General features: G+C 55.9%; 21 protein-coding genes. 12 read left to right on the forward strand and 9 right to left on the reverse strand.

Annotated elements, in window-relative coordinates; all coding sequences use genetic code 11:
* Positions 1-22: 22 nt before the first annotated feature.
* The 4 genes from amrB (at position 23) to JXO48_05545 (ending at position 3,477) form a co-directional block, all read left to right on the forward strand.
* Positions 23-1,255, forward strand: coding sequence for an AmmeMemoRadiSam system protein B (amrB, locus tag JXO48_05530; GenBank protein MBN2283331.1), 1,233 nt, complete (start codon positions 23-25; stop codon positions 1,253-1,255).
* Positions 1,252-1,518: a cytoplasmic protein gene (locus JXO48_05535; GenBank protein MBN2283332.1), complete on the forward strand. Its 267-nt coding sequence runs from the start codon at positions 1,252-1,254 to the stop codon at positions 1,516-1,518. Before amrB ends, JXO48_05535 begins: the two co-directional genes overlap by 4 nt.
* 17 nt (positions 1,519-1,535) lie before the next feature.
* Complete coding sequence (locus JXO48_05540) at positions 1,536-2,660, forward strand: NAD(P)/FAD-dependent oxidoreductase (protein MBN2283333.1); 1,125 nt, start codon at positions 1,536-1,538, stop codon at positions 2,658-2,660.
* Positions 2,661-2,823: 163 nt separating this feature from the next.
* The gene (locus JXO48_05545) at positions 2,824-3,477 is read left to right on the forward strand and encodes a hypothetical protein (GenBank protein MBN2283334.1); all 654 of its coding nucleotides are present in this window, start codon (positions 2,824-2,826) and stop codon (positions 3,475-3,477) included.
* 26 nt (positions 3,478-3,503) lie between these two features.
* Here JXO48_05545 and JXO48_05550 read toward each other — a convergent pair whose 3' ends face one another.
* Complete coding sequence (locus tag JXO48_05550; GenBank protein MBN2283335.1) at positions 3,504-4,418, reverse strand: aminotransferase class IV; 915 nt, start codon at positions 4,416-4,418, stop codon at positions 3,504-3,506.
* Positions 4,419-4,692: 274 nt separating this feature from the next.
* Here JXO48_05550 and JXO48_05555 point away from each other — a divergent pair, with 274 nt between their 5' ends.
* Positions 4,693-5,193, forward strand: a complete 501-nt coding sequence (locus JXO48_05555; protein MBN2283336.1) for a MarR family transcriptional regulator — start codon at positions 4,693-4,695, stop codon at positions 5,191-5,193.
* A 32-nt stretch (positions 5,194-5,225) separates the two neighbouring features.
* On the opposite strand, the gene JXO48_05560 is transcribed toward JXO48_05555, so the two are convergent.
* Positions 5,226-5,849, reverse strand: coding sequence for a LysM peptidoglycan-binding domain-containing protein (locus JXO48_05560; GenBank protein MBN2283337.1), 624 nt, complete (start codon positions 5,847-5,849; stop codon positions 5,226-5,228).
* 293 nt (positions 5,850-6,142) lie between these two features.
* Here JXO48_05560 and JXO48_05565 point away from each other — a divergent pair, with 293 nt between their 5' ends.
* A complete protein-coding gene (locus JXO48_05565; protein MBN2283338.1) occupies positions 6,143-7,966 on the forward strand; it encodes an acyl-CoA dehydrogenase in 1,824 nt (607 codons plus the stop codon).
* 116 nt (positions 7,967-8,082) lie between these two features.
* Here JXO48_05565 and JXO48_05570 read toward each other — a convergent pair whose 3' ends face one another.
* From JXO48_05570 to JXO48_05580, 3 genes are all read right to left on the reverse strand, one after another.
* The gene (locus JXO48_05570; protein ID MBN2283339.1) at positions 8,083-9,360 is read right to left on the reverse strand and encodes an MFS transporter; all 1,278 of its coding nucleotides are present in this window, start codon (positions 9,358-9,360) and stop codon (positions 8,083-8,085) included.
* 28 nt (positions 9,361-9,388) lie between these two features.
* Positions 9,389-10,771, reverse strand: coding sequence for a CoA-binding protein (locus tag JXO48_05575; GenBank protein ID MBN2283340.1), 1,383 nt, complete (start codon positions 10,769-10,771; stop codon positions 9,389-9,391).
* A 106-nt stretch (positions 10,772-10,877) separates the two neighbouring features.
* Positions 10,878-11,762 (reverse strand): enoyl-CoA hydratase/isomerase family protein, encoded by an 885-nt coding sequence (locus JXO48_05580; GenBank protein MBN2283341.1) that lies wholly within the window; start codon positions 11,760-11,762, stop codon positions 10,878-10,880.
* 180 nt (positions 11,763-11,942) lie between these two features.
* On the opposite strand from JXO48_05580, the gene JXO48_05585 reads away from it, so the two are divergent.
* Complete coding sequence (locus tag JXO48_05585; protein ID MBN2283342.1) at positions 11,943-12,767, forward strand: HAD-IIB family hydrolase; 825 nt, start codon at positions 11,943-11,945, stop codon at positions 12,765-12,767.
* On the opposite strand, the gene ugpC is transcribed toward JXO48_05585, so the two are convergent.
* Positions 12,761-13,858: a sn-glycerol-3-phosphate ABC transporter ATP-binding protein UgpC gene (gene ugpC / locus JXO48_05590; GenBank protein MBN2283343.1), complete on the reverse strand. Its 1,098-nt coding sequence runs from the start codon at positions 13,856-13,858 to the stop codon at positions 12,761-12,763. The two genes, JXO48_05585 and ugpC, sit on opposite strands and share 7 nt — an antisense overlap.
* Before the next feature lie 509 nt (positions 13,859-14,367).
* Between ugpC and ugpB the strand changes: the two genes are divergently transcribed.
* The 3 genes from ugpB (at position 14,368) to JXO48_05605 (ending at position 17,595) form a co-directional block, all read left to right on the forward strand.
* Complete coding sequence (gene ugpB / locus JXO48_05595) at positions 14,368-15,696, forward strand: sn-glycerol-3-phosphate ABC transporter substrate-binding protein UgpB (protein MBN2283344.1); 1,329 nt, start codon at positions 14,368-14,370, stop codon at positions 15,694-15,696.
* Between the two features lie 82 nt (positions 15,697-15,778).
* A complete protein-coding gene (ugpA, locus tag JXO48_05600; GenBank protein MBN2283345.1) occupies positions 15,779-16,669 on the forward strand; it encodes a sn-glycerol-3-phosphate ABC transporter permease UgpA in 891 nt (296 codons plus the stop codon).
* 5 nt (positions 16,670-16,674) lie between these two features.
* Complete coding sequence (locus JXO48_05605) at positions 16,675-17,595, forward strand: ABC transporter permease subunit (GenBank protein MBN2283346.1); 921 nt, start codon at positions 16,675-16,677, stop codon at positions 17,593-17,595.
* Between the two features lie 8 nt (positions 17,596-17,603).
* On the opposite strand, the gene JXO48_05610 is transcribed toward JXO48_05605, so the two are convergent.
* Together JXO48_05610 and JXO48_05615 are read right to left on the reverse strand one after the other, a co-directional pair.
* Positions 17,604-20,621: a hypothetical protein gene (locus JXO48_05610; GenBank protein ID MBN2283347.1), complete on the reverse strand. Its 3,018-nt coding sequence runs from the start codon at positions 20,619-20,621 to the stop codon at positions 17,604-17,606.
* A gap of 111 nt (positions 20,622-20,732) precedes the next feature.
* A complete protein-coding gene (locus JXO48_05615) occupies positions 20,733-21,506 on the reverse strand; it encodes an endonuclease/exonuclease/phosphatase family protein (GenBank protein ID MBN2283348.1) in 774 nt (257 codons plus the stop codon).
* A gap of 161 nt (positions 21,507-21,667) precedes the next feature.
* On the opposite strand from JXO48_05615, the gene JXO48_05620 reads away from it, so the two are divergent.
* Entirely contained in the window at positions 21,668-22,135 is a 468-nt protein-coding gene (locus JXO48_05620; protein MBN2283349.1) for a hypothetical protein, read from the forward strand.
* A gap of 98 nt (positions 22,136-22,233) precedes the next feature.
* Here the strand turns inward: JXO48_05620 and JXO48_05625 are convergent, their stop codons facing one another.
* On the reverse strand, positions 22,234-22,455 hold the full coding sequence (locus tag JXO48_05625) for a NifU family protein (protein ID MBN2283350.1): 222 nt from the start codon (positions 22,453-22,455) through the stop codon (positions 22,234-22,236).
* 383 nt (positions 22,456-22,838) lie between these two features.
* On the opposite strand from JXO48_05625, the gene JXO48_05630 reads away from it, so the two are divergent.
* Positions 22,839-23,720: a MaoC family dehydratase N-terminal domain-containing protein gene (locus JXO48_05630; protein MBN2283351.1), complete on the forward strand. Its 882-nt coding sequence runs from the start codon at positions 22,839-22,841 to the stop codon at positions 23,718-23,720.
* The last annotated feature ends 98 nt before the right edge of the window (positions 23,721-23,818 follow it).

Genomic DNA, 23,818 nt, shown 5'->3' on the forward strand with positions numbered 1-23,818 from the left:
TCCCGGGTGCGACACAGGACCGATGGCGCAGTACCCGACATTACGCAGGGATTTGCAGCTTATACCGACCACGGTCGAAGGCCGGCGGGCCATCCTGTTCGTCGATCCTCTGCAGTTCGCCCCGTCAGGGCTAACGATAGACATGGAAGCCCTGCCGGTGCTGCAACTGCTCGATGGACGCCATGACCTGCGGGACATTCAGACCGTCATGATGCGCGGTCAGGGAGGCCGGCTTGTTCCGCTTGCCGATGTGGAGTCGCTCCTGCGCCAGCTTGACGACAGTCTCCTTCTGGAGAGCGACGCCTATCGGGAGCGGTACCGAGTCCTTCGCGAGGAATTCACGTCGCTCACGGAACGCCCCCCGTCGCACGGCGGGAAATCCTATGATGATGACCCGGCGGCCCTCCGGCGGTTCATCTCCGATAGCGAACAAAGTATACCGCCCGGTACCCCCGATTTCGGGAACAGGGTGATCAGCGGACTGGTATCGCCCCATATCGACATCAGGGTCGCCGGGGAGACCTATATCGGTCTGTACCGGCATCTTCGTGACCGGCGCTACGACCTGGTGGTCATCCTCGGCATCAATCACCAGTGGCAGGACGGTCCCTATTGTCTAACGACGAAAAACTACCGGACCCCCATCGGAACGCTCCCGACCGACGCCGACGCCGTCGAGGAAGTGAAAAAGAGGGTGTCCGAAGGAACGCTGGCGTCGACCGATTTCGGCCACAGGCTTGAACACTCCATAGAATTCCAGGCGGTCTTTCTCTCATATTATCTCGCCGAGCCGGTACCGGTCATGCCAATCCTGTGCGGAGGGCTTCACGAGCTCATCATGAAAGGGGACAATATCCTGCAGGACCGACGTTTCCGGGAAATGGCGGAGGCGTTGAGACGCGTGATCGATGCCCGGAAAAGGGTCCTTCTCGTGGCGGGGGTTGATTTTTCCCACGTGGGACTGAAGTTCGGTGACCCCCTCCCGGCGGAACGAATGATCGAAAGCGCCCGGGAGCATGACGACCGTCTCATATCGGCCCTGCGCACGGGGATGCCGGAGAAGATCGTCGAAAACGAGATCGCTGCGGGTGGACGTTACAACGTCTGCGGGTTTCCCGCGCTGGTGCTTTTCTCCGTGCTTATGGGAAAGAGCGAGGGGACCCTCCTTGCCCATGAAACGTATGCGGAAGAGATGACGGGAAGCGCCGTTACCTATGTCTCGATGGTATTCACGGCCCAAGGGATCGCCCCATGAGGTTCGAGAGGGTCCCTGTCGAATGTTACAGCGGACACCGCGCAAATGAACGGCCACTGGCGTTCGTCCACCGGGGCAGGCGATACGAAGTTGCGCATATCGTGGACCGGTGGTACGAAGGCGGAACGTCCCCGGACAGACCGGTCCAGGATTATTTCAAGGTGGAAACAGCCGGGGGAGAAAGATTCATCCTTCGGTACACGTCGCTTTTCGATGCCTGGTCAGTTCTCGTAACAGGTCACGAAGGTCATGAAGACAAATAAGAAGGAATCGGGAGCTGATGGAAAGGCCGGATACTTTTTCAATAACCATCGTCGGTGCGGGCATGGTGGGACTGGCCGCAGCCGAGGAACTGGCGGGTCGCTTCACCCGGGTACTGGTGGTGGAAAAGAACGAATCCTTCGGGCGGGAGATCAGCAGCAGGCACAGCGGCGTGGTGCATGCCGGTCTCTATTATCCCCCCGGGTCCCTCAAGGCCCGGTTCTGCAGGGAAGGAAACGGGCTTCTCTACGACATGTGCCGCGCGCGCCGGATCCCTCACAGGAAGACGGGAAAACTCATTATCGCGCTGAATGCCGATGATGAAATGTTGCTGGAGGCGATCAGGGACCGCGCCGAATCGAACGGTGTTGGCGACCTGTCGTTACTCTCGAAAAAAGAGGTGGGGCTGAAAGAGCCGGCCCTCAGGGCCCGGAGCGCCCTTTTCTCTCCCTCGACAGGCATAATCGACGCGCACCTGCTCATGCGCTCCATGATGATCGCCGCCGAATCATCGGGTGCGATCATCGCTTACAGATCACGGGTGACCGGCATCGAGTTCACGGGACGACGCTACCGGGTGGAGATCAATAACGGTGCATACCGGTTCGAAACAGATGTTCTTATCAATTGCGGCGGGCTTCATGCGGATTTCCTGGCGTCCCTGGCAGGGATCGACATCGATGCCGCCGGATACCGGCTGCACTACTGCAAGGGGAGTTACTTTTCGGCCTCGCCCGCCCCGGCCATCACTCACCTTGTCTATCCGGCGATCCCTTACGATGCCGTCGGTCTCGGCATCCATACAACGCTTGATCTGGGCGGCCGGGTCCGCTTCGGCCCGGATACCGAGTATGTTGAAAGCCCGGAATATACGGTGAGCGAAGCGAAAAGGGAATTCTTCTGGCGGGAGGTTTCATCCTACCTCCCCGCCGTTACGAAGGGATCCCTTCACCCCGATATGAGCGGCGTACGGCCGAAACGCCAGGGGCCGGGGGACACCTTCCGTGATTTCTGCATCAGCGAGGAAGGAGAAAAGGGGTGTCCCGGCCTGATCAACCTGATCGGCATCGAATCGCCCGGCCTGACCGCCTGTATTCCCATCGCGCGGCACCTGTCCGGTATCGTGGGCGGGATTGTCAGATAACACGCACATGGAAGCACCTTTTTCGCGTTGACAGACAACGGGGCTTTCCCCTATACTTCCGAAAGGCCCGGAATCAGATAAAAAAGAGGTTCTTCTCCCGTTTAGTTGCAGAAAAGGGTTCAAGGGGTCAAGGGTTTGTCATTGTAAGGAAGGAGGGAGTGGTATGACGGAAGCATCACGGTTGGCTCTTGAAGGATTGAGGGACCTCACCACGTTGAAGTGGTATGTGATCCCCCTGCTCGCGCTTGTCTTTTATGTCTATACGGCGGAGATGAAAAAGGCCTGGACGACAGGCAACTGGAACGCCATTTTCGCAGGTCTTACCATTTTCGGCATGGACTTTTTCAATGAGACCTGGAACGGCTGGGTGTTCCATTTCACCCAGTGGTCGGCTGTCTGGACCACGCCGGGTGATACGGCGCTGCGCACCCTGGTGGGGTGGAATATCGAGATCATGTTCATGTTCGCGATCTTGGGTATCATTTTTTACAATACCCTCTTTGAGGACCGGCGGATCAAAATTCTCGGTATTCCGAACTGGTGGTTCTGGGCGGTCGCTTACGCGGCCTTCTGTGTCTTCGTGGAAGTCCTCCTCAACATGGGGGGCCACCTGGTCTGGGAGTACGAGTACTGGTTCCGGTCATTCAAGGGGATCTGGTTGATCTTCTTCTTCGGTTACCTGCACTTTTACGTTGCCGCCGTGATCGTCATCGGCCTGCGGACCATCAAGGCGAAGGCGATCACGGTAAGTATCATCTATGCCGTGCCGATCATCATGAACATTGTGGCCTTCGGATTCCTCGGCTGGGTGTACTGAAGGACATTGGATGCGGGTCGGCTGTTTCAGAGCGGGAAGAGCCAGTCGGCGAAACGATCGTCTTGTCCCGCCGTGATCCGGTCCATCAGGTTCGCCAAGTGCCGGGTGAGAGGCCCCGGGGTGCCCTCTATCACCCGGCCTTCTATTTTCCCGATGGGTCGTACCCGGTACAGGGTACCTCCAAGGAATATCTCATCGGCGTCGGTCAGAATGCCTGAGGAGAGGGGTTCTTCCCGTGTCTCTATGCCCTCCACCGTGGCCGCCTGAAGTAGGGACAGGCGGGTGATGCTTGCCAGGACCGGTCCGAGCGACGGTGTCAGGAGAACGCCGTCCTTGACAAAGAAGACGGATTCCGTGGCTCCCTCGGCGATTCCTCCCTCCGTGTCGAGCATGATCACGTAATCAAAGCCCCTCTTGAGCGCCTCCCGGCGGGCCACCATGCCGTTCAGGTAATTTGCCGCGACCTTTGCTTCCACGGGTACCGTCTCCGGGTCCAGTTTCCGCCATCGTGACAGGCAGGCACTGAACCCGCCCGGTGCCGGTGTCCCTGCTTTTGAAGGATTCACGCTGCCGTTGAAGGCAAAGATCGCTACATCCAGCGATTCCTGCGGCGGCAGCACTTCATAGGAGATCTGCGGGTAATAACCGATTATTTTAATAAAACCCGCCGCCAGCGAGTTTTTTTGAACGGTTTGCCTGACCGCGTGAGCGATTTCCTTCTTCGTCAGAGGTACCGTCATTTCGAGCAGTTCGGCGGACCTGAAGAAACGGTGGATGTGCTCATCAAGCCTGAAGAGAGCCCTTCCGCCCGGTATCTCGTGGAAACTGAGCACTTCGAATATGGCCGAGCCGCGGCCGAAGCTGTGACTTAAGATAGGGACCGTTGCACGGCTCTCGGGAATGAAATTTCCGTTGAAATAGGCAATGCCGGTGTCCGTCATGTCCTGTTTTCCTCCATCTCGACAGGGGGTATGCGTGCACATAAAAAGGGCACTACTCTATGGCGGTGTGAAGGAAAAATCAATATATTAATGTGGCGTATTCGGAAAAAAGTCCCTGTGCCGCGGCCGGTTGCTTGTATAACAAATGGGTGAGACCCCTGTGGAAAATGTGTTGCTCCGGAAGAAACTTCATGATACATTCCTGCATCAGGCGCAATATTTCAACACTGAATATTATTGTTATGATATTCATTGCACAGAAAACGAGGCAACTATGAGCCGGGAACCGACAGGTGAGGAGATCAGGGAGATCATCTACCTGATCCGCAGACTCATTCAGGCAGGGTACCTGTATAACAAGGAGCTTGATAAACAATACCATGTCAGCGCACCGCAACTGCATTGCCTGATCGCCCTGCGGGAGAAAGGACCGCTTCCTCCGTCGCAGATAGCGAAAGCCATCATGGTGAAGTCAAGCACGGTAACAGGTATTATCGATCGGCTTGAGTACAAGGGACTCGTGAGAAGAAACCGGAATTCCCCTGACCGCCGGGTGATCCATATCGAATTGACCGAGCAGGGCACGGAGCTTGCTCAGAACGCGCCGCCGCCCATTCAGCAGAAGATCCTCGACGGATTGAAGGAGTTGCCCCAGGAAGAAGTGGCCCGGATCATCGGCAGCATGAAACGCCTGACCGAGATGCTGGACGTGGATCTGGACCCCGAAGAACTGGATCCCGGCCAATCCTCATCCTTTCCGGACCATGCCATTTAGGTGCGGGGTCTCTCATATCCCCCGCGATATGGTTACTGCCGGACCGTCAAACGCTGCCCCGGATATATCGGTTTTTTCTGTGATATGCCGTTGAGGCGGCAGAGTTCGTTGACGCTCATGCCGTAGGTGCCGGCGATCCCCGTCAGGGTCTGGCCCCGGCGAACCGTATGGTACTTCGTCGCGGGCGCCGGGAATGCGGATCCCGATGATCCGGCCTTCGTCACTATGGCGGCCGGCACGGCGGGAGGGGCATTCAGGGCTTTCCGGAGGATCCGGACCTCTTCAGTGAGTATATCGATCCGACCGGCGAGCAGGCTCTTTGTCGCTGAAAGCTCCGTTCTCAATGCCTCGATCTGCGCCGCCGCGTTGTTCGTTTCCACAGCGATCTCAGGAGTCTTTTCGGGAACAGCCGTCATTTCCCCGTCATTGCCGCAACGGGCGATAAAGAACACAACGAGTACACAAATAAGGAGCACCCCCGCGATAAGCTTTTTCCGGGGTGTCGTGCTCGAAAATGTGCTTTTCCCGGGCCGGGAGTCCCCGCCCGGCGGTTCTTCGGCGATACTGTGTATCTGGTCCCGGAGATCGTCAATATCTATTTCGATGTCCCGATCACGCAATTCATCGTTCATGATACCCTCATCATAGGTCGTCATTAACGGCTTTCACCCGTATGCCGTCATACGTAGCAGAGACCGCCTGATCCGTCAAGGTTTCCGCCACCTCCCCCGGAACCCCTGCGGCCGGAGCGTTTTGAACGGTCAAATATCCCGGTATCAACATGGAAAAAACGGCAGATTGAAGTGTAATATCATTGTGTTGACATAAAAATTGTGACCGCCAGTCAAAGATTGGTTGACAGAAGCAACGTTCCGTTTTATAAAAACACCTTCGACGTTCGCAAATACTCCTGAAAGGGTGTAAATACCGTTAGATCGAAGGAGGCATTATGGCAAGTCAATGGTTAGACGAAAGGGATATGAGGTTCCTGCTTCATGAAGTATTGAAGATCGGTGACGAGCTTCTTGGAAAGGCCCGTTTTTCGGATCACGATGCAGATATGGTAAACATGGTGCTGTCCGAGGGTGCCAAGTACACAGAGAACGAACTGGCTCCGACCTACCCCGATGAAGTGCATCGGAAACCCGTGGAAGTTGTGTTCAAGGATGGGAACGTTTACGTACCCGAGGTATACCACCGGCTCTGGAAGCTTTACTGTGACGGCGGATGGATGGCCGTTGCCGACAGTTACGAGGTCGGCGGGCAGCAGTTTCCTGCCGTCGTTGCCGCGGCCTGTTCGAACATGTTCCTGGCCGGCAATCAGGCGTTTCTGATGTATGCCGGTCTGACCCATGGAGCGGCCCGGCTTGTCGAGGACTTTTTCCAGCATGAATTGAGAAGTATCATACTTGAAAAGATGTACACCGGCCAGTGGGCCGGGACCATGTGTCTCACCGAACCGGGTGCCGGTTCCGATGTCGGTGCCCTGAAGACCACGGCAAAACGGAATCCCGACGGCACCTTTTCCATTACGGGGACAAAGATATTCATTTCCGCCGGCGACCATGACCTGACGGAAAACATCATTCACCCCGTGCTGGCCCGTATCGAGGGAGATCCTTCCGGGACCAAGGGGATCTCGATCTTCGTGGTTCCCAAGTACCGGATCAATCCCGACAGTTCGATCGGCGAGTTCAACGACGTCGTCACGGGTAACATCGAAAGCAAGATGGGGATCCACGGGAACGCCACCTGCACCCTGAACTTCGGTGACAGCGGAAAATGCATCGGATACCTCATGGGTGAGGAACGTGAAGGCATGAAGATCATGTTCCACATGATGAACGAAGAACGGCAGGGCGTCGGAATGATGGGAGTGTCCCTTGCCACGGCGGCCTACCTGCATGCCCTCAGCTATGCCAAGGAGCGGTTCCAGGGGTCGAGTATCATGGCCATGAAAGACCCTAATGCCCCCCAGGTTCCCATCATTCAGCATCCCGATATACGAAGAACACTCCTGAAGATGAAATCCTACGTGGATGGCATGAGGATGCTCGCCTATTACTGCTACTTCGCCATGGACAAGCATGCCATTGCCGAGACGGATGAGGACACGGAGAAATGGCAGGGCATGATCGAAATGCTGACGCCCATCGTCAAATCCTACTGCACCGAGTGGGGAATGATGGTATGTGATCACGCCGTCCAGACCTACGGCGGGTACGGGTATTGCCGCGAGTACCCCGTGGAACAGATGATGCGGGACCAGAAGATCAACTGTATCTACGAAGGAACCAACGGCATCCAGGCGCTCGACCTGCTCGGCAGGAAACTGGGCATGAAGAAAGGGCTTTACTTCATGAACCTCCTCGGTGCCGCCCAGGCGGAAGTCGCCAAGGCAAAGGAAATAGAGAACTTCAAGGATGAAGCGGGCATCGTGGAGAACGCCCTGAATTCCTGCGCGTCAACGGCGATGCAGTTCAGCCAGTTGATAAAATCAAATCCCTTTGTTCCCCTTATTGCGGCGAGCGATTACCTGAACGCCTTCGGTGACGCACTGCTTGGCTGGTACCATCTCTGGATGGCGCGGATCGCCACGGAGAATATGCCCAATGCCGTGTCGGATCAGGACAGGATGTTCTACACCGGCAAGATCGAGGGCGCCAAGTTCTTCATCAACCGGGTGGTGTCACTGGTCCCGGCAAGAATGGAAACGCTGGTCAAGGATGAGACCAGCGCGATGAGGATCCCCGAGGAGGCCTTTGCCGTATAGGATACTCTTGGATCTGTCAGGGAATAAGGAAAGCGGGAACGGCCGGAGCCGTTCCCGCTTTTTTTTCATCCTGCCGGTCCCGGGGAAAGGACCTTCGGGGAAGAAACGACCCGCTTTCAACAGACATGCGACCTTTCGTGACGCGGCCCGGCCGCCAGGATCGCCGCAAAACCTGCCACGCAGAAAAGACAGGAACCGATGAAGGCGATATCGTAACTGCCGGTTCCGTCGTATATCAGGCCGCCCGCAAAGGGAGACGCCGAGGAGAAGAGCGTGAAAAGCGGTGAGATGACCCCCATTATGGAGGCGAAGGCGTTCGGTCCGAAGTAATTGCCGATGATGGTCGGCATCAGGATAAAGGCGCAGCCGAATCCGATGCCGACAAAGACGGAATAGAGATAGAGAGACAGGGCCTGTTCGGCGTGCATGCACAGAAAAATGCCGGCGCACTCCAGGAGCAGCGCGCCCGCCCACAGGTACCGGGGTTCTATCCTGTCGCCGAGCAATCCACCCGCGAGCCTGCCGATGATGCTGAAAAGGGTTATCAGACCGAGGGACAGGGCGGCGGTGATCGGCGGGAACCCCTGGTCGATGAGATGGATGACGCCATGGGAGACGCAAAAGAGATAGGGAACAAGGAATCCCAGTATCCCCGCAAAAACGAGCCACAGCGTCCCGGTCCGGAGAGCGTCCCGGGCCGTCCACTGTCTGGTCGTGTGATACACTCCCACGGAGGTATGTGGCGAACCTTCTTCGCTGTATTCCGTCGCTTCATCCGCTCCATAGGGGACCTGCCCGAGGTCTGAGGGTCTGTTCTTGACGAAGCACAGGCTGAGAAGAAAGGCCGCGGTGCAGAGAGCCGCCAGACAAAGCCATCCCGTTTTCCAGTTACCGCCGGCTTCCGTCATGATGAGGTTCAATGCCGGGGCGGCGATGAAACCGCCGATACCCGCCGCGGTGAGGGCGAGCGACATGGCAAGTGCCCTCTTCCTGACGAACCAGATCGTCACCCCCGTCTGAACGCCCAGAACGCCGCCGAAGCCGATGCCGAAGCCGATGAGAATGCCGAAAACGGCGAGAAAGAGGATCGGAGTGGTCACGATCGTGGTCATCAGGACGGCCCCGATCGCGGCAAGGATGGACCCGAGGGCAAGAGTGCAGCGAATCCCTCTGCGATTGATCAGATAGGCGATGAAGGGTGCGGAAAGACCGCTCTGGATCAGGTGGAAGAGGGCGAAACCGGCCCCCAGGGTCTTGCGGCTCATGGCGAGGTCCTGCACCATGAGAGTGTTGATCACGTTGGCCCCGTAAAAGACAAAGCCCACATTGATGCAGTAGACACACCAGAAAACGGCGAGAAGCCGCCAACCATAAAATGTTCCGTTATTGTTCATAGATCTCGTGTGAACCTGCCTCACCCGTTCAGCGAGCCGGGGAATGCCTGTGGAAGTGTTTCTTTGCCGCTGCGATGAACCTGACCCCTCGTTCGATTTCGTCGAAAACGGGGATGCCCGTTTCCTCGACGCCTTTTCTGAACTGCTCGTAGGAGTCGCGCATGCCGAAACCCCAGACGGCGACGGGCTTTGCCAGGCGGTCCTTTAATTCGTTCAGCGGCTTCAGAACGTCCGGTGTCATCATAAAGGAGAAGACATGAATGATAAGAGAATCGACACCGTCATCGTGCATGATCGCCTCAATAACGTGTGAATACACCTTTTCGACGCCGTTTTTTTCGATCGCCGGCCAGACATCAACGGGGTTTGACGGTTCCATCCAGGGGGGGAAGACCTCCTTGACGGCATGGAGGGTCTCGTCGGAGAGTTGTGCCAGGGGGAGGCCGTAATCGTTCAGAAAATCCGCCGTTACGATCCCGCTGCCGCCCGAAAAAGTGATGACGGCGGTTCCGCCGTTGTTCCTGCTTCCTTTTGTTTTTGAGAATCCCCTCATGAGATCCATCAGTTCCGTCACGTCGTACACGGGTGTGACGCCGGCTTGTGCAAAAGCGTTTCGCATGATCCTGTCGTCGCCCGCCAGGCTTGCCGTATGGCTCATGGCGGCACGGGCGCCGGAGGGGCTCCGCCCGCCCTTCAGAACGACAATGGGCTTGTCCGTGGACCGGCACAGTTCCATGAATCGCCGGGGTTCGACGATGGATTCTATGTAAAGTCCGATCACCTCCGAATCATCATCGGCGATGAGATACTCCAGGAGTTCCGTTTCATTGACATCGCATTTGTTCCCGATCGAGCACATCTTGCTGATATGAAGCCCGCCCCGTTCAAGGATCATCATGAGAAATCCCGCCGAGAGCATGCCGCTCTGCACGATGAAAGAACAGTTCCCCGGGTTCATGAGAGTTTTCCAATCTTCGGTGTACATGAAGGAAAACACGTGCCGCCGGTGGGCATCTAGGAGCCCCATGCAGTTCGGACCCCAGAGTCGCATATGATGTTTTGCGGCAAGGGACACACATTCCTTCTGAAGCGCACGGCCTCCCGGTCCGACCTCGGCGAATCCGGCCGATTCGATGATGATCCCCCTGACCCCCTTCCCGGCGCAGGCTTCGATGGTGGATGGCAGATGATCGGCGGAAATGAAGTATATGACGAGATCGAAGCGCTCCGGAATGGATTCAAGGTTTTGATAACAGGGAATTCCCTGGAGGGATTCGAACCGGGGATTGACGGGGTACACAGGGCCCTCGTATCCGCCCAGGACGTTCCGGAGAATATGATATCCGCCTTTCATCGGGTTATCGTTGGCGCCGATGACGGCGATTCCATCAGGATCAAAGAAAAAGTCCATCTACCTTCTTGGTTGCCGGGCCGTTCGCCGCCCGGCGCGCATCCCTGTCATGGAAGTGGTCGCATCTTACAATGGACGATCCGCGCATTCGAATATCAGTCCACTATTATAATGATTTAAGGCACGTAAGGTCACATCCCTGGAACATGCCGACATCCATGGAGCTCCTGATGAACTCCTCATCTTCCGCAAGCATGGCCCGGGCGGTGGCCCCCCGAAAGGACCGCTTGATCGCCGCGTACGTGGCCGTCGGCTTTGCGGCGAATTCCTTCGCCACCGAGACCGCCCGCTCGCGTATCGAGCCCGCATCGGCCAGTTCATCTGCGAATCCCATGGACAGGGCCGTTTCGCCCGCATACTGTTTCCCCGAGAGAAAGGCAAGTTCCGTGTTCCTTGTCCCCAGAGAATGGAAGATGATGCGGAAGCATCCCGGCGGGGGCTGGATGTGGAGGTCTACTTCGGGAAAAACACATGCCGCCTTGTTTTCCCGGAGTATCCGGTAGTCGGAGCACATGGCGAAGGCCAGGCCGGAGGCGACGGCGTGACCGTTCATGGCGGCGACTACCGGCAGCGGATAGAGGAACAGCCGATGGAAGAATCTGAAAAGGTCGAGAAAGAAGGCCACGATCTCATCCTTTTCCAGCGTCATGACCCACTCGATATCCATCCCCTCCGTAAAATAGTTGCCGCTGTCATTGATTATTACCAGTGCTCTCGCCGTACCGTCCCGTTCAAGGGCATCAAGCTCCCCATTGAAGCTCTTCAGAAAATCCCGGTTGAAACGGTTGTGAGAACCGAAATCCATCGTCAGGACGGCGATGTCATCGTTAATGTCGCACCGTGCCGGCATTTCTTCTTCCTCCCCTATTCGTGGATTTCCCCGGCCGCCGGCAGGAACGGGGCATTCATCCCAGCCAGGGGGTTCCCGCCGCGAAGCAGGCTTACAGGACCACGTTGCCCTGTCTTTGTCAAGAAATTTTGACGACTTCATAGAGCGTTCCCCTGCTACGGTGCAGGTCACCCTTTTCATCGCGACCCATGAAAAAGACGGTCATGGATCTCCGGAATGGGTATGCCGTTTCACACGGTTCTTGGGACCCGGCGGAAATGCGTGACAAGAGAGCCCCTTTTCGTCTATAACAGAGCAATTCCTGAAACAGGAGCGGATGAAATGATCCCTTCAATTGCTGTCATCGGCCGTGAAACGGTCCTGGGTATCGAGGGGTTCTTCTTCGATATCGACGATACCTTTACGACAGGAGGAAAGATCCATCCCGCGGCGTACGACGCGCTGTGGAACCTGCGGTCCTGCGGGATCAGGATCGTACCTGTGACCGGCAGGCCTGCCGGCTGGTGTGATCATATCGCCCGCATGTGGCCCGTCGACGGTGTCGTCGGTGAGAACGGCGCCTTCTATTTCTGGATGGACGAGAGGGAAGGAAAATTGAACAAACGGTTCCTTGATCCCGAAGAGGTCCGGAGAGAAAAGAGGGTGAGATTGGACAGGATCGGTGATGAAATACTCAGAGCCGTTCCCGGCACGGCCCGTGCGAGCGACCAGCCTTACCGCGAGGCGGATCTTGCCATAGATTACTGTGAGGACGTAACGCCGCTGGATCAGACCGCCGTTGAGACGATATGCCGCATTTTCGAGCGTCACGGGGCACACTGCAAGGTATCTTCCATTCATGTCAACGGATGGTTCGGGGCCTATGACAAACTTTCCATGGTGAAACACTTCATCAGGGAACGGTGGAACAGCGACCCCGACAGAAAAAAGGACCGGTTCTTCTTCTGCGGCGACTCACCCAATGATGAACCGATGTTCGAGTTCTTTCCCTGCTCGGCAGGTGTCGGGAACCTCCGTCGCTTTGCCGATCGGATGAAAGGCCTTCCCGCCTATATCGCCGATCGGGAAGGGGGAGAAGGGTTCGCGGAAATTGTCGCGGTGTTCCTTCGGTACCGGGTTGAAGAAACGGGGGAGAACGGTCAGTAGATGGAGGCGGATGTCTTCGCGTCGAATATGTGAAGGTGGTTCAGGTTGATCGCCAGTTTCAGTCGCTCTCCCACGCGTATGATACGCCGCCCTTCGCTCCGCGCGGTGAACCGGACCCCCTGAATGTCCATATGCATGTTGGTCTCACCACCCAGGGGTTCCACCACCTCGACAACACCCTCGACCTTCCATTCTTCGGGATACCCGTTCGTGCCGTTGTCGATGGAGAAATCTTCCGTCCTGATACCCATAATGACGTCCATGTTTTCCTGAAGAGCGCTGTCGGGTTTTTCGGGGACCGGCAGCCGGAGGGCGCCGTTGAAATCAAGTTGAAAACCGCCTTTGGTATACATGATCCTTGCCGGGACCAGATTCATGGGAGGACTTCCGATAAAGCCCGCCACGAAGGTGTTCGCCGGTCCTTCGAAGAGATCGATGGGGCGTCCCACCTGCTCGATATAGCCGTCGTTCATGACAACGATCCGGTCCGCGAGGGTCATGGCCTCTATCTGGTCGTGGGTGACATAGATGATGGATGACTTGACTTTCTGATGGAGGAGCTTTATCTCCGTTCGCATCTGGGTTCGCAGTTTCGCATCCAGGTTTGAAAGGGGTTCGTCAAAGAGAAATATCATGGGATCCCGGACCATGGCCCGGCCCATGGCGACACGCTGGCGCTGCCCTCCTGAAAGTTCGTGGGGTTTTCGTTTCAGGTAATCCTGAAGCTCCAGGATCCCCGCAACTTCCTGAACCCGCTGCCGGATTTTCTCCTTTGGCGTTTTGCTCAGCTTGAGTCCGAAGGACATATTATCGAAAACGTTCATGTGGGGATAGAGGGCGTAGTTCTGGAACACCATCGCGATACCCCGGTCTTTCGGCGCAATATCGTTGACGAGTACTTCGTTTATGTAAATCTCGCCTTTCGTTACCTTTTCCAGGCCTGCAATCATGCGGAGTATCGTTGACTTGCCGCAGCCCGATGGGCCGACGAGAACGATGAATTCGTTATCGTAAAATTCCAGATTGACGCCGTGAACAACTTCGACCTTGCCGAACCGTTTCACCACATTTTTCAGGAGTACATGGGCCATGATATATGTTCCCGAGCGTTGATTGCGGATTTCTTTTTGTATATCGTCATGAATGACAGATATCCTCGAAACAGAACGCTTTTTAGTACAAAGTCACCATCCCGTCAAGAAATTGATTCCGTCATCATGACGTCGCGGCGAAAAGGGAATAACGCCGATGAAGCGGACATATTTCCGGCACATCAAAGCAACAATTTGAAATCATTGCTTTAAAAAGGTTCCGCATAAAGGGATGACGGGAATTATTGCTTGACTAATTTCGCGACTCTGGGGTAGTTTCTCACAAGGAATCCATGTGAGCGGCATTCCTGTTTCCGCCCGATTCCCGCAGTATCGGATGTGGGGATATCGTCGGACGTGGCCGGGAATTCCGCTGCCAGTCAGCCCGTTGAGCGGATCTTTTTTATAATTCCCGATAACATATGCACGAAAGGGATCCGGAATCCGGGCACGGGCCGTCGAGTAATGAACATATTTGTTCCATGAACATAAGTGAGGAGGGGATCAGTATGAATGTGAGAAAATTGTTTGTGTTGTGCGCGTTGGTTGTTGCCGTGATTTTCGTATCAGGACAGGTAATGGCCGAACCGATCACCATCAACTGGTGGCACGCCATGAAGGGGGCCCGCGGGAAGGTTGTCGACAATATGATCAAGGCCTTCAACGACTCCCAGTCCGATTACGTTGTCGTCGGCACGTACAAGGGCGATTATGATGAAACAGTGAATGCCGGGGTGGCCGCCTACCGGGCCAAGAAACAGCCCCACATCCTCCAGTCCTTTGAAGTGGGGACCCAGACGATGATGCTTTCCGGCGCCATCTATCCCGTCTATCAGCTCATGAAAAATGAAGGGTATGATATCGACTGGAAGGGATATATCCAGCCCGTCCTTTCCTATTACATGGACAAGGACGGGAACCTCATGTCCATGCCCTTTAATTCCTCGACACCCGTTATGTATTATAACGTCGACCTTTTCAAAAAAGCCGGTATTCCCCTGCTCGACAAGGAAAAGCCGGTTACCTGGGATGAGCTCGGCGAGATCACGGCCAAACTGGTGAAATCGGGGGTTGCCGGGGGGCTGGTGTGCGGCTGGCAGTCCTGGACACAGGTTGAAAACTACAGTGCCATTCACAATATTCCCTTCGCATCACGGGCAAATGGTTACGAGGGCCTCGATTGTGAACTCCTCATCAACAATCCCACCGTGGTGAAACACATTGCCATGCTGAAGGACTGGATGGCCGATAACCGTTTCTTTTACGGCGGGCAGAAATACCAGGGGCCGAAGGCCGAGTTCCTCGCTCAGAACGCCGGGGTATATATTGATTCCGTCAGCGCCATCGCGAAACTCCAGGCCGAGGCAAAGGATTTCGCCTGGGACGTGGCACCCCTCCCCGTGGAAGCATGGATGAAAGAACCGCAGAACAGCATCATCGGCGGCGCCTCCCTCTGGGTCTTCAATGGTCACCCCAAAAAGGATTACAAGGGTGTTGCCGCTTTCCTGAAACACCTGGCGAAACCGGAAATGCAGGTGTACTGGCATAAGGAAACGGGCTATTTCCCCATTACGCTTCAGGCCTACGAGCAGTTGAAGGAAGAGGGGTATTACAAGGAATATCCCTACCAGGAAGTCGGGATCAAGCAGCTGACGCGGCGGGAACCGACAAAGATCTCCCGCGGACTTCGCCTGGGCTATTTCATCCAGATACGCAACATAATCAACGAGGAGCTGGAACTGGTCTGGAACGGGACCAAAACACCGCAGGAAGCAATGGACAGTGCCGTAAAGCGAAGCAATCAGCAACTCCGGGAGTTTGAGAAAACCTATAAATAACCAGGGATAACGAATAGATGATCGTGGCAACGCTTCCCCTGCCGTGCAGGGGAAGCGTTGTTGTGTAAGAACCGGTCGGACGATGATAAAAAGATCCATCTTCTCTTCACGGACGCTTCCCTATCTGCTGATATTCCCGCAGGTCCTGGTGACCCTCACCTTTTTCTACTGGCCCGCCGCCCAGGGACTCATGCAGTCCGTTCTGCTCAGCAACCCCTTCGGAGGGGAAAGCAAGTTCGTCTGGCTTGATAATTTCATATTACTCTTTACGGACCCGCTCTACCTCACGTCGATCGTCAGAACGCTCCTGTTCAGCGCCTGTGTCGCGATGGTCTCGATCACCATCGGGCTTTTTGTCGCCACTATGGCCAATCGTGCCCTGAAGGCAAAGGCCGTGATACGGACGATGCTGATCTGGCCCTATGCGGTAGCCCCCGCCATTGCCGGTATCCTGTGGCTCTTCCTGCTCCACCCCTCCTATGGCGTTGTTTCTTACGCGATAAAGCACTGGCTGGGTCTGGACTGGAATCCCGTATTGCGGGGTTCGGACGCCCTGGCGATGGTGATCATGGCCAGTGCGTGGAAGGAGATCAGTTACAATTTCGTGTTCTTCATGGCCGGCCTGCAGGCCATCCCGCGCTCGCTGATAGAAGCGGCGGCGATTGACGGGGCCAGCCCCTTCAGGAGGTTCTGGACGATCACGGTCCCCCTGCTCTCGCCGACCCTCTTCTTTGTGATGGTCATGAACATTATCTATTCCTTTTTTGACACCTTCGGCGTCATTCACACCATGACCCAGGGTGGTCCCGGCGGGGCGACGAACATCCTCGTTTATAAAGTCTACCAGGACGGCTTCATCGGTCTCAACCTCGGCGCGTCTTCGTCGCAGTCCGTGGTCCTCATGACGATCATCATCGTCGTAACGGTCCTTCAGTTCAAGTACGTGGAACGAAAGGTGCAATACACCGGGTAACGGAAATGGTAGAGAAAACCCCGATCTTAGATACTCTTACGTATATATTCCTGATGGCGGGGATCCTGATCGTGGGGTTTCCCATCATTTATGCCGTGGTTGCCGCCACCCTGCCGCTGGAGGAAGTGTCAAAGGTTCCCATGCCGCTTATCCCCGGCGACCAGTTCTGGGTCAATATGAAGGCGGCATGGATCAACGGGAACCTCGGCACGAACCTTTTCAACTCCTTTATCATGGCCTCGGGGATCACCATCGGAAAGATCATTGTTTCCCTCTTCGGTGCCTTTTCCATCGTCTACTTCGATTACCGCCTGCGCACGGTGGCCTTTGTGTCGGTCTTCTGTACGCTCATGCTTCCCGTAGAGGTTCGAATTCTTCCCACCTACGAAATGGCCGCGAATATCCTGGGGCCGGTGCAGGGGCTGTGGAACCTCCTTCACCTTGACGGCCTTGCCACCTGGATCGCCGGGCATGATATTGAAGTTACCCTTGACTGGAGCCTCCTTGACAGTTACACGGGCCTGATCATGCCCCTTGTCGCCTCCGCGACCTGTACCTTTCTCTTCCGCCAGTTCTTTCTGACCGTTCCCGAGGAGCTCTGCGAGGCGGCCAAGATGGACGGGGCCTCGGCGATGACCTTTTTCAGAAAGATCCTGCTTCCCCTGTCGAAAACCAATATCGCCGCCCTCGTCGTCATCGAGTTCGTCTATGGATGGAACCAGTATCTGTGGCCGCTTCTGATCACGACAAACCCCAAGATGATGACCGCCGTCATCGGTCTCCAGAACCTCATCCCGGCGGCGGACGACCTGCCTTACTGGAATGTGGCCCTTGCCGGGTCGCTGATCGTCATGCTCCCCCCTATTCTCGTGGTCCTCTTCATGCAGCGGTGGTTTGTAAAGGGATTGGTCGAACGGGAAAAGTAACGGTTCCTCTATGCGAGCAACTGCTTCATTGTGTCCAGGTAGTGTCTCGATCTGTCGAGATAGAATGAGAGGGCCCGGGAGAAGTTCCTGCCCACGATACCATCGACGAACAGCTGACTGACCTCGCGATCCTGCTCCAGGACCGCCTGGGTGCCGAGGAATATCCGGTGCTCCTCGGGGGACATGTCCTTAAAGATCATCTGCAGGGCGACCCGGGCGCGCGGCTGATACATCCAGAAGTAAAGAAGGTCCAGGGAATTTATAATAATGATCTTGTCAAGGTCTCCCGTTCGTTCCTTGACCCGATCAATGAGCCTGTCGGGAAATTCGAACATTTCCAGGACATCCGATTCAGGGAATATGATCTCCAGCCGCGAGTAGGTGTCGAAAAGCTGTCCCAGTTTACTGCGATAGTCGCGCAGCCGCGTCCGGATGTTCTGATAGCGGTCCGCAAGGCCTTCTATGATACCGGCAACGCAGTCGGAGGCGCCTTTGGAAATGATGGCCGCCCATTTCTGAAGTACGCTGTCAACTGCCGCGATACCGAAACCCGAGAGAATGCCGCCCAGGGCCATATTGAAAAGAACTGCGAGCGGGATGGAAAGGATCGTCCTGAAGAAGTTGCCGAAAACGGCCCCTCTCGGCAGTCCTCGAAACGCGTTATGTGCCGATATGTACATACCGTTGGTGACGGCCATCACCGTGTAAAGCACAACGGGACCGGTAGCGACGGTTATGCCGAAGATACGGTCGAGGAGCAGGGTCTTTATGATGTAGTCGAGGAGCGGAACGGAAAATCCCGTAAAGAGGAGCGAATCGCTCAATCGATCCCAGCTTACATAATCATTCCATCGCAAAAGAGGTGACCGCCGGAGCCCGCCGCCTCCCAGGACGGATTGCAGGATGTTGCGCATCCCCGTGATGCCGAACCATATGAAGGCGCCAAAGTATGCAAGAAGCCACCAGTCCTTGGTCAGATAGAACGTGAGAAACGCCGGCACGAATCCGGTAATGACCTTGATCCAGTTCTTCAAACCGCTGTTCAGATAGTCCCATGAAAGACCCGGGTTCCGGTTTCCGCTTTCAGGAGGGGTGAGATGGAGCTGATTGGTCCGTTCCATGTCGATCCCGCCGAGGGTTATCACGTTCCCCGTGCCACCGATCACCGTCGAGTAAGGCATGATTTCCCAGTCCTCACGCCGTTTCTTTCCCACAAACCGTAATCCCGGCAGAGAACTTACATACCGGTACAGGGTATCAAGGAACATACTTCGCTGTAACCTGGGGATGTAATGTACTCTCAGGCATACCCTCGTGTTGACGGGCACGTTCAAGCGTGATGTCGGAGGCGATTGTTTTATTTCTCTCTGGGCCCGGTGGGGCAACGTGTCCTTGATAACCATCCCCATGCCGTACAGGTGGTGCGAGCGTCCGGTGGAATCGCTTCCGACACGACTCTTGAGAAGCGTCCCACTGTAAAAGGATTGAAATGATTCGATATCTCGCAGGATAGCGGTCAGTTTTGCGATCCTGTCTTCTCGATCGAGATGATTCGATGTTTCCAGCCGCTCCAGGATGTCGCGGATTATCCGTTTCAGGGCGATCACGTCGTTGTCGTTTATCGCCCGCTGCAGGGTATTGATGAAACCATAGTGGGGATTCTTCCCCACCACGTAGTCTTTCAGGTTGAAGTTTTCCAGGTGGGTTATCATGCCCCGACAGTCATAGAGGAGTTCCAGAACATCCTCTATGCTGAGGTCGCTCAGCCCGAGGGTGATGCTGTAACCGGCATGAAGATGGTCCACCCTTTCTATGATATCCTGCGGTGAGAGCTTGAGGAGCTCGGGCACATCCGGGTCGTTCCGCGGAACGGAGAAGTCTTCCACTTCCGGATTCTGTGATAGCCTCAGATAGCGCTCAACGATGGTTTCGGAATCAAGGGTGTTCATCTCTTCCACGAGGGCGCTGACCCCGGTCCGTTCCTCCTGGTCCAGATGGGCGTACCCATCCCTCAGCTCTTCCGTCCGCGCACGCATGAGCGGAAGCAGTTTCGCGTGGATGAACTCGGCCAGGTGAAGGATGGACACCTGGCCTGCCCCGACGAATGTGAGAAAGTCGGTCTCATCGAGCGGCGGGATGTCGAGTCCGTAGGTTTTACATAGTACCAGGCGATGTTTTCTGTTGAATTCGTTCAGGATCGAAAAGACGTACCGCTGCTTGTAGTGTGATACCCGGCGTCCCTCCTCCATAAATGCCTGCACCTCGGGTTCTTCAAGAAAACGGACGAAATCCTGGGGACTCAGCAATCCCCGGGGGGCCCAGATCAACTGCACGTAACGGTTACGGAACCGGGCCGACAGTTCAACGCCGATGCGGACCCGGATGTCCATTATTTCGGCAGCCTCCAGCAATTCCAGCGCCACGTCGGTTCTGACGTAATTGTAATAGATGACCTTCAGCCGCCTGATTCCCTTGATCCAGGCGTCCATAATGAGATGTGTCGGGGATTTTCTCCCCTTGGTGTTCACGTCGTGAACATGGTCGTCCGTTGCGATCTGATTCCATTCCTCGGACATTTCCAGAAGGTGGTGTTTCCGCAGTTGGTCACGGATTATTCTCGGCTTACCCGACGCGGCCATGCGGAAATCATGAGCAAGTTCAAGGCGATTGCGGTAATCACCCCGGGAACGGACCAGTTTTTTCATGATCTGAATGAGAACGCGGGCCGTGTTCTTTCGAAGATGACTGTTCGCGCTGAAAAGAACCTCATCGCGCAGCGAGCGCAATGCGTTCAGCCGGTCCTTTGCTTCGCCGACCTCCAGCGAATTCAACAGGTGAATGACAGCGTAGGCGATGCGCAACTCTCTCGATGCGGCCATTTCCTTGATGCCGTGGGGATGCAGATAGGGATTGAGCAGATTTTTTATGTTCTTTCTCGACTCGTCTCTGTTGATGACTTCATTGACGATCACCAGGAGTTCATGGTCCTCCCGGTCGAAAAGGATCCATGGAATGCGTTGGGTCATTCCCTTTATTCCCCGAAATTATTTATTTATTCCTGTACTGTGTATAAAATTGCCGATGATGTCAATGATTTTTAACATTTCCGGCGGCGCGGTCCGGTTCCGGGCGGCCCGTCAGTCCCTTCGCCGTTCAATGTCGATCATATATGGGAAATGATCCGAGGGGTAGCGTCCGTTGATGTTGTCCCTGACAATACGGGTGTTGGTCACACGGAAACGGGAGCTTGTCAGGATCCAGTCCATGCGGGTGATACGGGGTGTTCCCTGAAAACCATGATGGGTATAGCTCGCGGGACCCTCGGTCCCGCCGTGACATATCCAGCTGTCGGCCATACCTGTCTCAGGGGCTGTGAGCACTTCGTGAACGGCGGAACCGGGGCCGTCGTTGAAGTCGCCCATGATGATCACCGGCGCCGTTCTCTGTGATGCCCATCGTGCGATGATGGCACCTTGCCGGAGCCGGGCGACGGGACCCATGTGGTCCAGGTGTGTGACCGCCGCCCAGAGACAGTGCGGCTCTTCTCCGCTGATGAGCTGTGCCGCGCTGAACATCCGGGGGAACGCGCTGTCCCAGTTCATGCTGAGGGACGTATGAGGTGTCTTCGACAGCCAGAATTCCTCGCCGCCGACCCGCTCAAGGGTGTCCCGCCTGATGAAAAGCGTGGGATACTGTGACCGTTCATCCATCATCCGTCCCGGTGCGTGCAGAACATAGCCGGGCAGCCGGTCCCGAAGATAGATGAGCTGATGCCGTTTTCCTTCCTGGGTTCCCAGTATGTCGGGCCGGTGCCGCACGATGAGATCGACGATCATGTCCCGGCGGTGCACCCACGCGTTCGCGTCGTCCTGGTCGTTCTCGAACCGGATATTGAAGGTCATGACTCTCATGTCACGAGTGATCCCCCGGGTTCAGTATCTCATACCATCTCAGACCGGCCGCTGTCATGCAATCGAAAAGGAACGTGGTGAAGGTCCTGAAAGGAGATTCGTATTTTGACGATTGCCGGTGTACAATAGGAGCACCATTCACCTATCGAGAAGGGCTATTCATGGGATCGCTGCTTGCCGTTGATCTGGGTGTGCGGGCCGGGCTCGCCCTCTATGGCGGTGACGGACGGCTGCGCTGGTACCGCTCACACAATTTCGGGTCCGTCCAGCGTCTTCGGAAAGGTGTGTCGCGAGTCCTGTCGGATGTACCCGATCTTGAATGGGTCATCGTTGAGGGTGGCGGTGACCTTGCCGGCATCTGGGAACGCGAGGCGCAACGGAGGAACGTATCATTCCTGACGGTGCCGGCCGAAATATGGCGGGAACGGTTTCTCCTCCCCCGTGAGCAGAGGTCCCGCGTGCTTGCGAAAACACATGCCGAGGTCATGGCACGGCGGATCATTGCGTGGTCGGGGACAAAAAGACCCACTTCGCTCCGCCACGATGCGGCGGAAGCAATCATTGTCGGTCTGTGGGGTGTGCTCGAGGTTGGGTTGCTTGATCAGCTTCCTTCGCAATTACGTCGATAGGAATGGAGAGCCCCCGAGGAACGGTTCCTGAACTGCCCGCCGGGCGTGCGCTGGTATGAGAGTTCTTTCAGCCGAAGGGTATTCGGGAATGCCGAACGTCAAACTGACACGACTTCCTTGACCGTGGGAATAATGCTTTTCAGCCGTCGCTCGATACCCATCTTCAGCGTCATCTGCGACATGGGACATCCTCTGCAGGCCCCCTGAAGTTTTACCTTTACGGTTCCGTCTTCTGTAACGTCTATCAATTCGACATCACCGCCGTCAGCCTGCAGGTGCGGCCTGATGTTTTCGATTTCTTTCTGTACCTGTTCTTTCATCGCTAACCTCCACGGTGCGCATTCTATCAAATATGAGCTAAGATATATCCTTTTCAGCGATTGTCAAATTAAAATTGCCCGGATTCCCGCTTTGCCGGCTCGAAACGTGACAGGCAGTGGCAAAGCGACAAAACGACAAAGTGACAGAGTGAACATCGTGAAACCTGTGAAAGTAAAAGTTCCTTCATTTCCCCCTTTGCAAAGGGGGATTAAGGGGGATTTTACATACGAAAATCCCTCCCGATCCCAGACCCCTGAGTTTTGTAACGAGGGCACCGTAAACCCCCGTGACATACCGGTGGAGGAAAGAGCCGTTGTGCTCTGCTGTATCCTATGATATTAAAATAAAGTTTTCCAACCGATCGGTCGCATGGAGTGATTTCATGGAGATAAGCGCCTCCTGGACAGGTACTTCCCTGCGGGACTTTCATACCGTCATCGACTGGCGTGATACCATGAACTACGCCGCCGCCCTCGACGATGACAATCCCTGCTACTTCAATGATGAGCGGCCCGAGGGGGTCCTGGCGCCCCCGCTCTATGCCGTCGCCCTTACCTGGCCCGTTTCCGAGAAGATCTGGGAATTTATCGAGGCGGAAAATTTTCCCGTTGAACTGCTTGCAACCCAGGTCCACTATACGGAGCACCTGCATTTCTACCGGCCCCTGGCACCGGGTGTTGCCCTGACCATCAGGGGGAACATAGCGGCCATCCTGCCCCACCGGGCGGGAACTCATGTGGTGATACGATTCGACGGTCTTGATGAAGCCGGTGAACGCATCTTTACGGAACATATCGGGGCCATGCTGCGGGGCGTTCGCTGCATCGACGGCGAGCGTGGCCGGGAGGACCTTCCCGCGGTCCCGCGCTGTGACGGGATCAGCGGTGAACCCTGCTGGGAGGAAACGGTTCACGTTCATGCCCTCTTTCCCTTCCTTTACGATGGTTGTTCACGGATCTTCTTTCCCATCCACACCTCAAGGAAATTTGCCCGACAGGTGGGGTTGCCGGGCATCATCGTGCAGGGGACGGCGACCCTTGCCTTGGCGGTCCGTGAGATCATCCGGCGCGAGGCCGGGGGAGACCCGCGGCGCCTGCGGTCCCTGTCGTGCCGGTTTACCGGAATGGTATTACCCGGCACCGATATCATTGTCCGGCTCCTGGAACGAAAAAGGACGCAAGGGGCGACGGAATTGTTCTTTGCCGTTCTCGATCAGGATTGCCGGCAGGCGATCAGCGGGGGGTACGCATCTCTGACGGATTGAGTGAGATCACAGGCGGAATCCGGCCGGAGAAGGGGCTGATCGTGACAGAGGCTCCCTGCGTCACAGGAGCCCTGTCCATCCAAGGAAAAGGAGGGAAG

The sequence above is a fragment of the Deltaproteobacteria bacterium genome (assembly GCA_016933965.1).
Lineage (GTDB): Bacteria > Desulfobacterota > Syntrophia > Syntrophales > UBA2210 > JAFGTS01.

What these genes read in the sequence shown, in the direction of transcription:
- amrB (MBN2283331.1), top strand. Translation starts at nt 23, where the DNA reads ATGGCGCAGTACCCGACATTACGCAGGGATTTGCAGCTTATACCGACC.
- JXO48_05535 (MBN2283332.1), top strand. Translation starts at nt 1,252, where the DNA reads ATGAGGTTCGAGAGGGTCCCTGTCGAATGTTACAGCGGACACCGCGCA.
- JXO48_05540 (MBN2283333.1), top strand. Translation starts at nt 1,536, where the DNA reads ATGGAAAGGCCGGATACTTTTTCAATAACCATCGTCGGTGCGGGCATG.
- JXO48_05545 (MBN2283334.1), top strand. Translation starts at nt 2,824, where the DNA reads ATGACGGAAGCATCACGGTTGGCTCTTGAAGGATTGAGGGACCTCACC.
- JXO48_05550 (MBN2283335.1), bottom strand. Translation starts at nt 4,418, where the DNA reads ATGACGGACACCGGCATTGCCTATTTCAACGGAAATTTCATTCCCGAG.
- JXO48_05555 (MBN2283336.1), top strand. Translation starts at nt 4,693, where the DNA reads ATGAGCCGGGAACCGACAGGTGAGGAGATCAGGGAGATCATCTACCTG.
- JXO48_05560 (MBN2283337.1), bottom strand. Translation starts at nt 5,849, where the DNA reads ATGACGACCTATGATGAGGGTATCATGAACGATGAATTGCGTGATCGG.
- JXO48_05565 (MBN2283338.1), top strand. Translation starts at nt 6,143, where the DNA reads ATGGCAAGTCAATGGTTAGACGAAAGGGATATGAGGTTCCTGCTTCAT.
- JXO48_05570 (MBN2283339.1), bottom strand. Translation starts at nt 9,360, where the DNA reads ATGAACAATAACGGAACATTTTATGGTTGGCGGCTTCTCGCCGTTTTC.
- JXO48_05575 (MBN2283340.1), bottom strand. Translation starts at nt 10,771, where the DNA reads ATGGACTTTTTCTTTGATCCTGATGGAATCGCCGTCATCGGCGCCAAC.
- JXO48_05580 (MBN2283341.1), bottom strand. Translation starts at nt 11,762, where the DNA reads ATGAAGTCGTCAAAATTTCTTGACAAAGACAGGGCAACGTGGTCCTGT.
- JXO48_05585 (MBN2283342.1), top strand. Translation starts at nt 11,943, where the DNA reads ATGATCCCTTCAATTGCTGTCATCGGCCGTGAAACGGTCCTGGGTATC.
- ugpC (MBN2283343.1), bottom strand. Translation starts at nt 13,858, where the DNA reads ATGGCCCATGTACTCCTGAAAAATGTGGTGAAACGGTTCGGCAAGGTC.
- ugpB (MBN2283344.1), top strand. Translation starts at nt 14,368, where the DNA reads ATGAATGTGAGAAAATTGTTTGTGTTGTGCGCGTTGGTTGTTGCCGTG.
- ugpA (MBN2283345.1), top strand. Translation starts at nt 15,779, where the DNA reads ATGATAAAAAGATCCATCTTCTCTTCACGGACGCTTCCCTATCTGCTG.
- JXO48_05605 (MBN2283346.1), top strand. Translation starts at nt 16,675, where the DNA reads ATGGTAGAGAAAACCCCGATCTTAGATACTCTTACGTATATATTCCTG.
- JXO48_05610 (MBN2283347.1), bottom strand. Translation starts at nt 20,621, where the DNA reads ATGACCCAACGCATTCCATGGATCCTTTTCGACCGGGAGGACCATGAA.
- JXO48_05615 (MBN2283348.1), bottom strand. Translation starts at nt 21,506, where the DNA reads ATGAGAGTCATGACCTTCAATATCCGGTTCGAGAACGACCAGGACGAC.
- JXO48_05620 (MBN2283349.1), top strand. Translation starts at nt 21,668, where the DNA reads ATGGGATCGCTGCTTGCCGTTGATCTGGGTGTGCGGGCCGGGCTCGCC.
- JXO48_05625 (MBN2283350.1), bottom strand. Translation starts at nt 22,455, where the DNA reads ATGAAAGAACAGGTACAGAAAGAAATCGAAAACATCAGGCCGCACCTG.
- JXO48_05630 (MBN2283351.1), top strand. Translation starts at nt 22,839, where the DNA reads ATGGAGATAAGCGCCTCCTGGACAGGTACTTCCCTGCGGGACTTTCAT.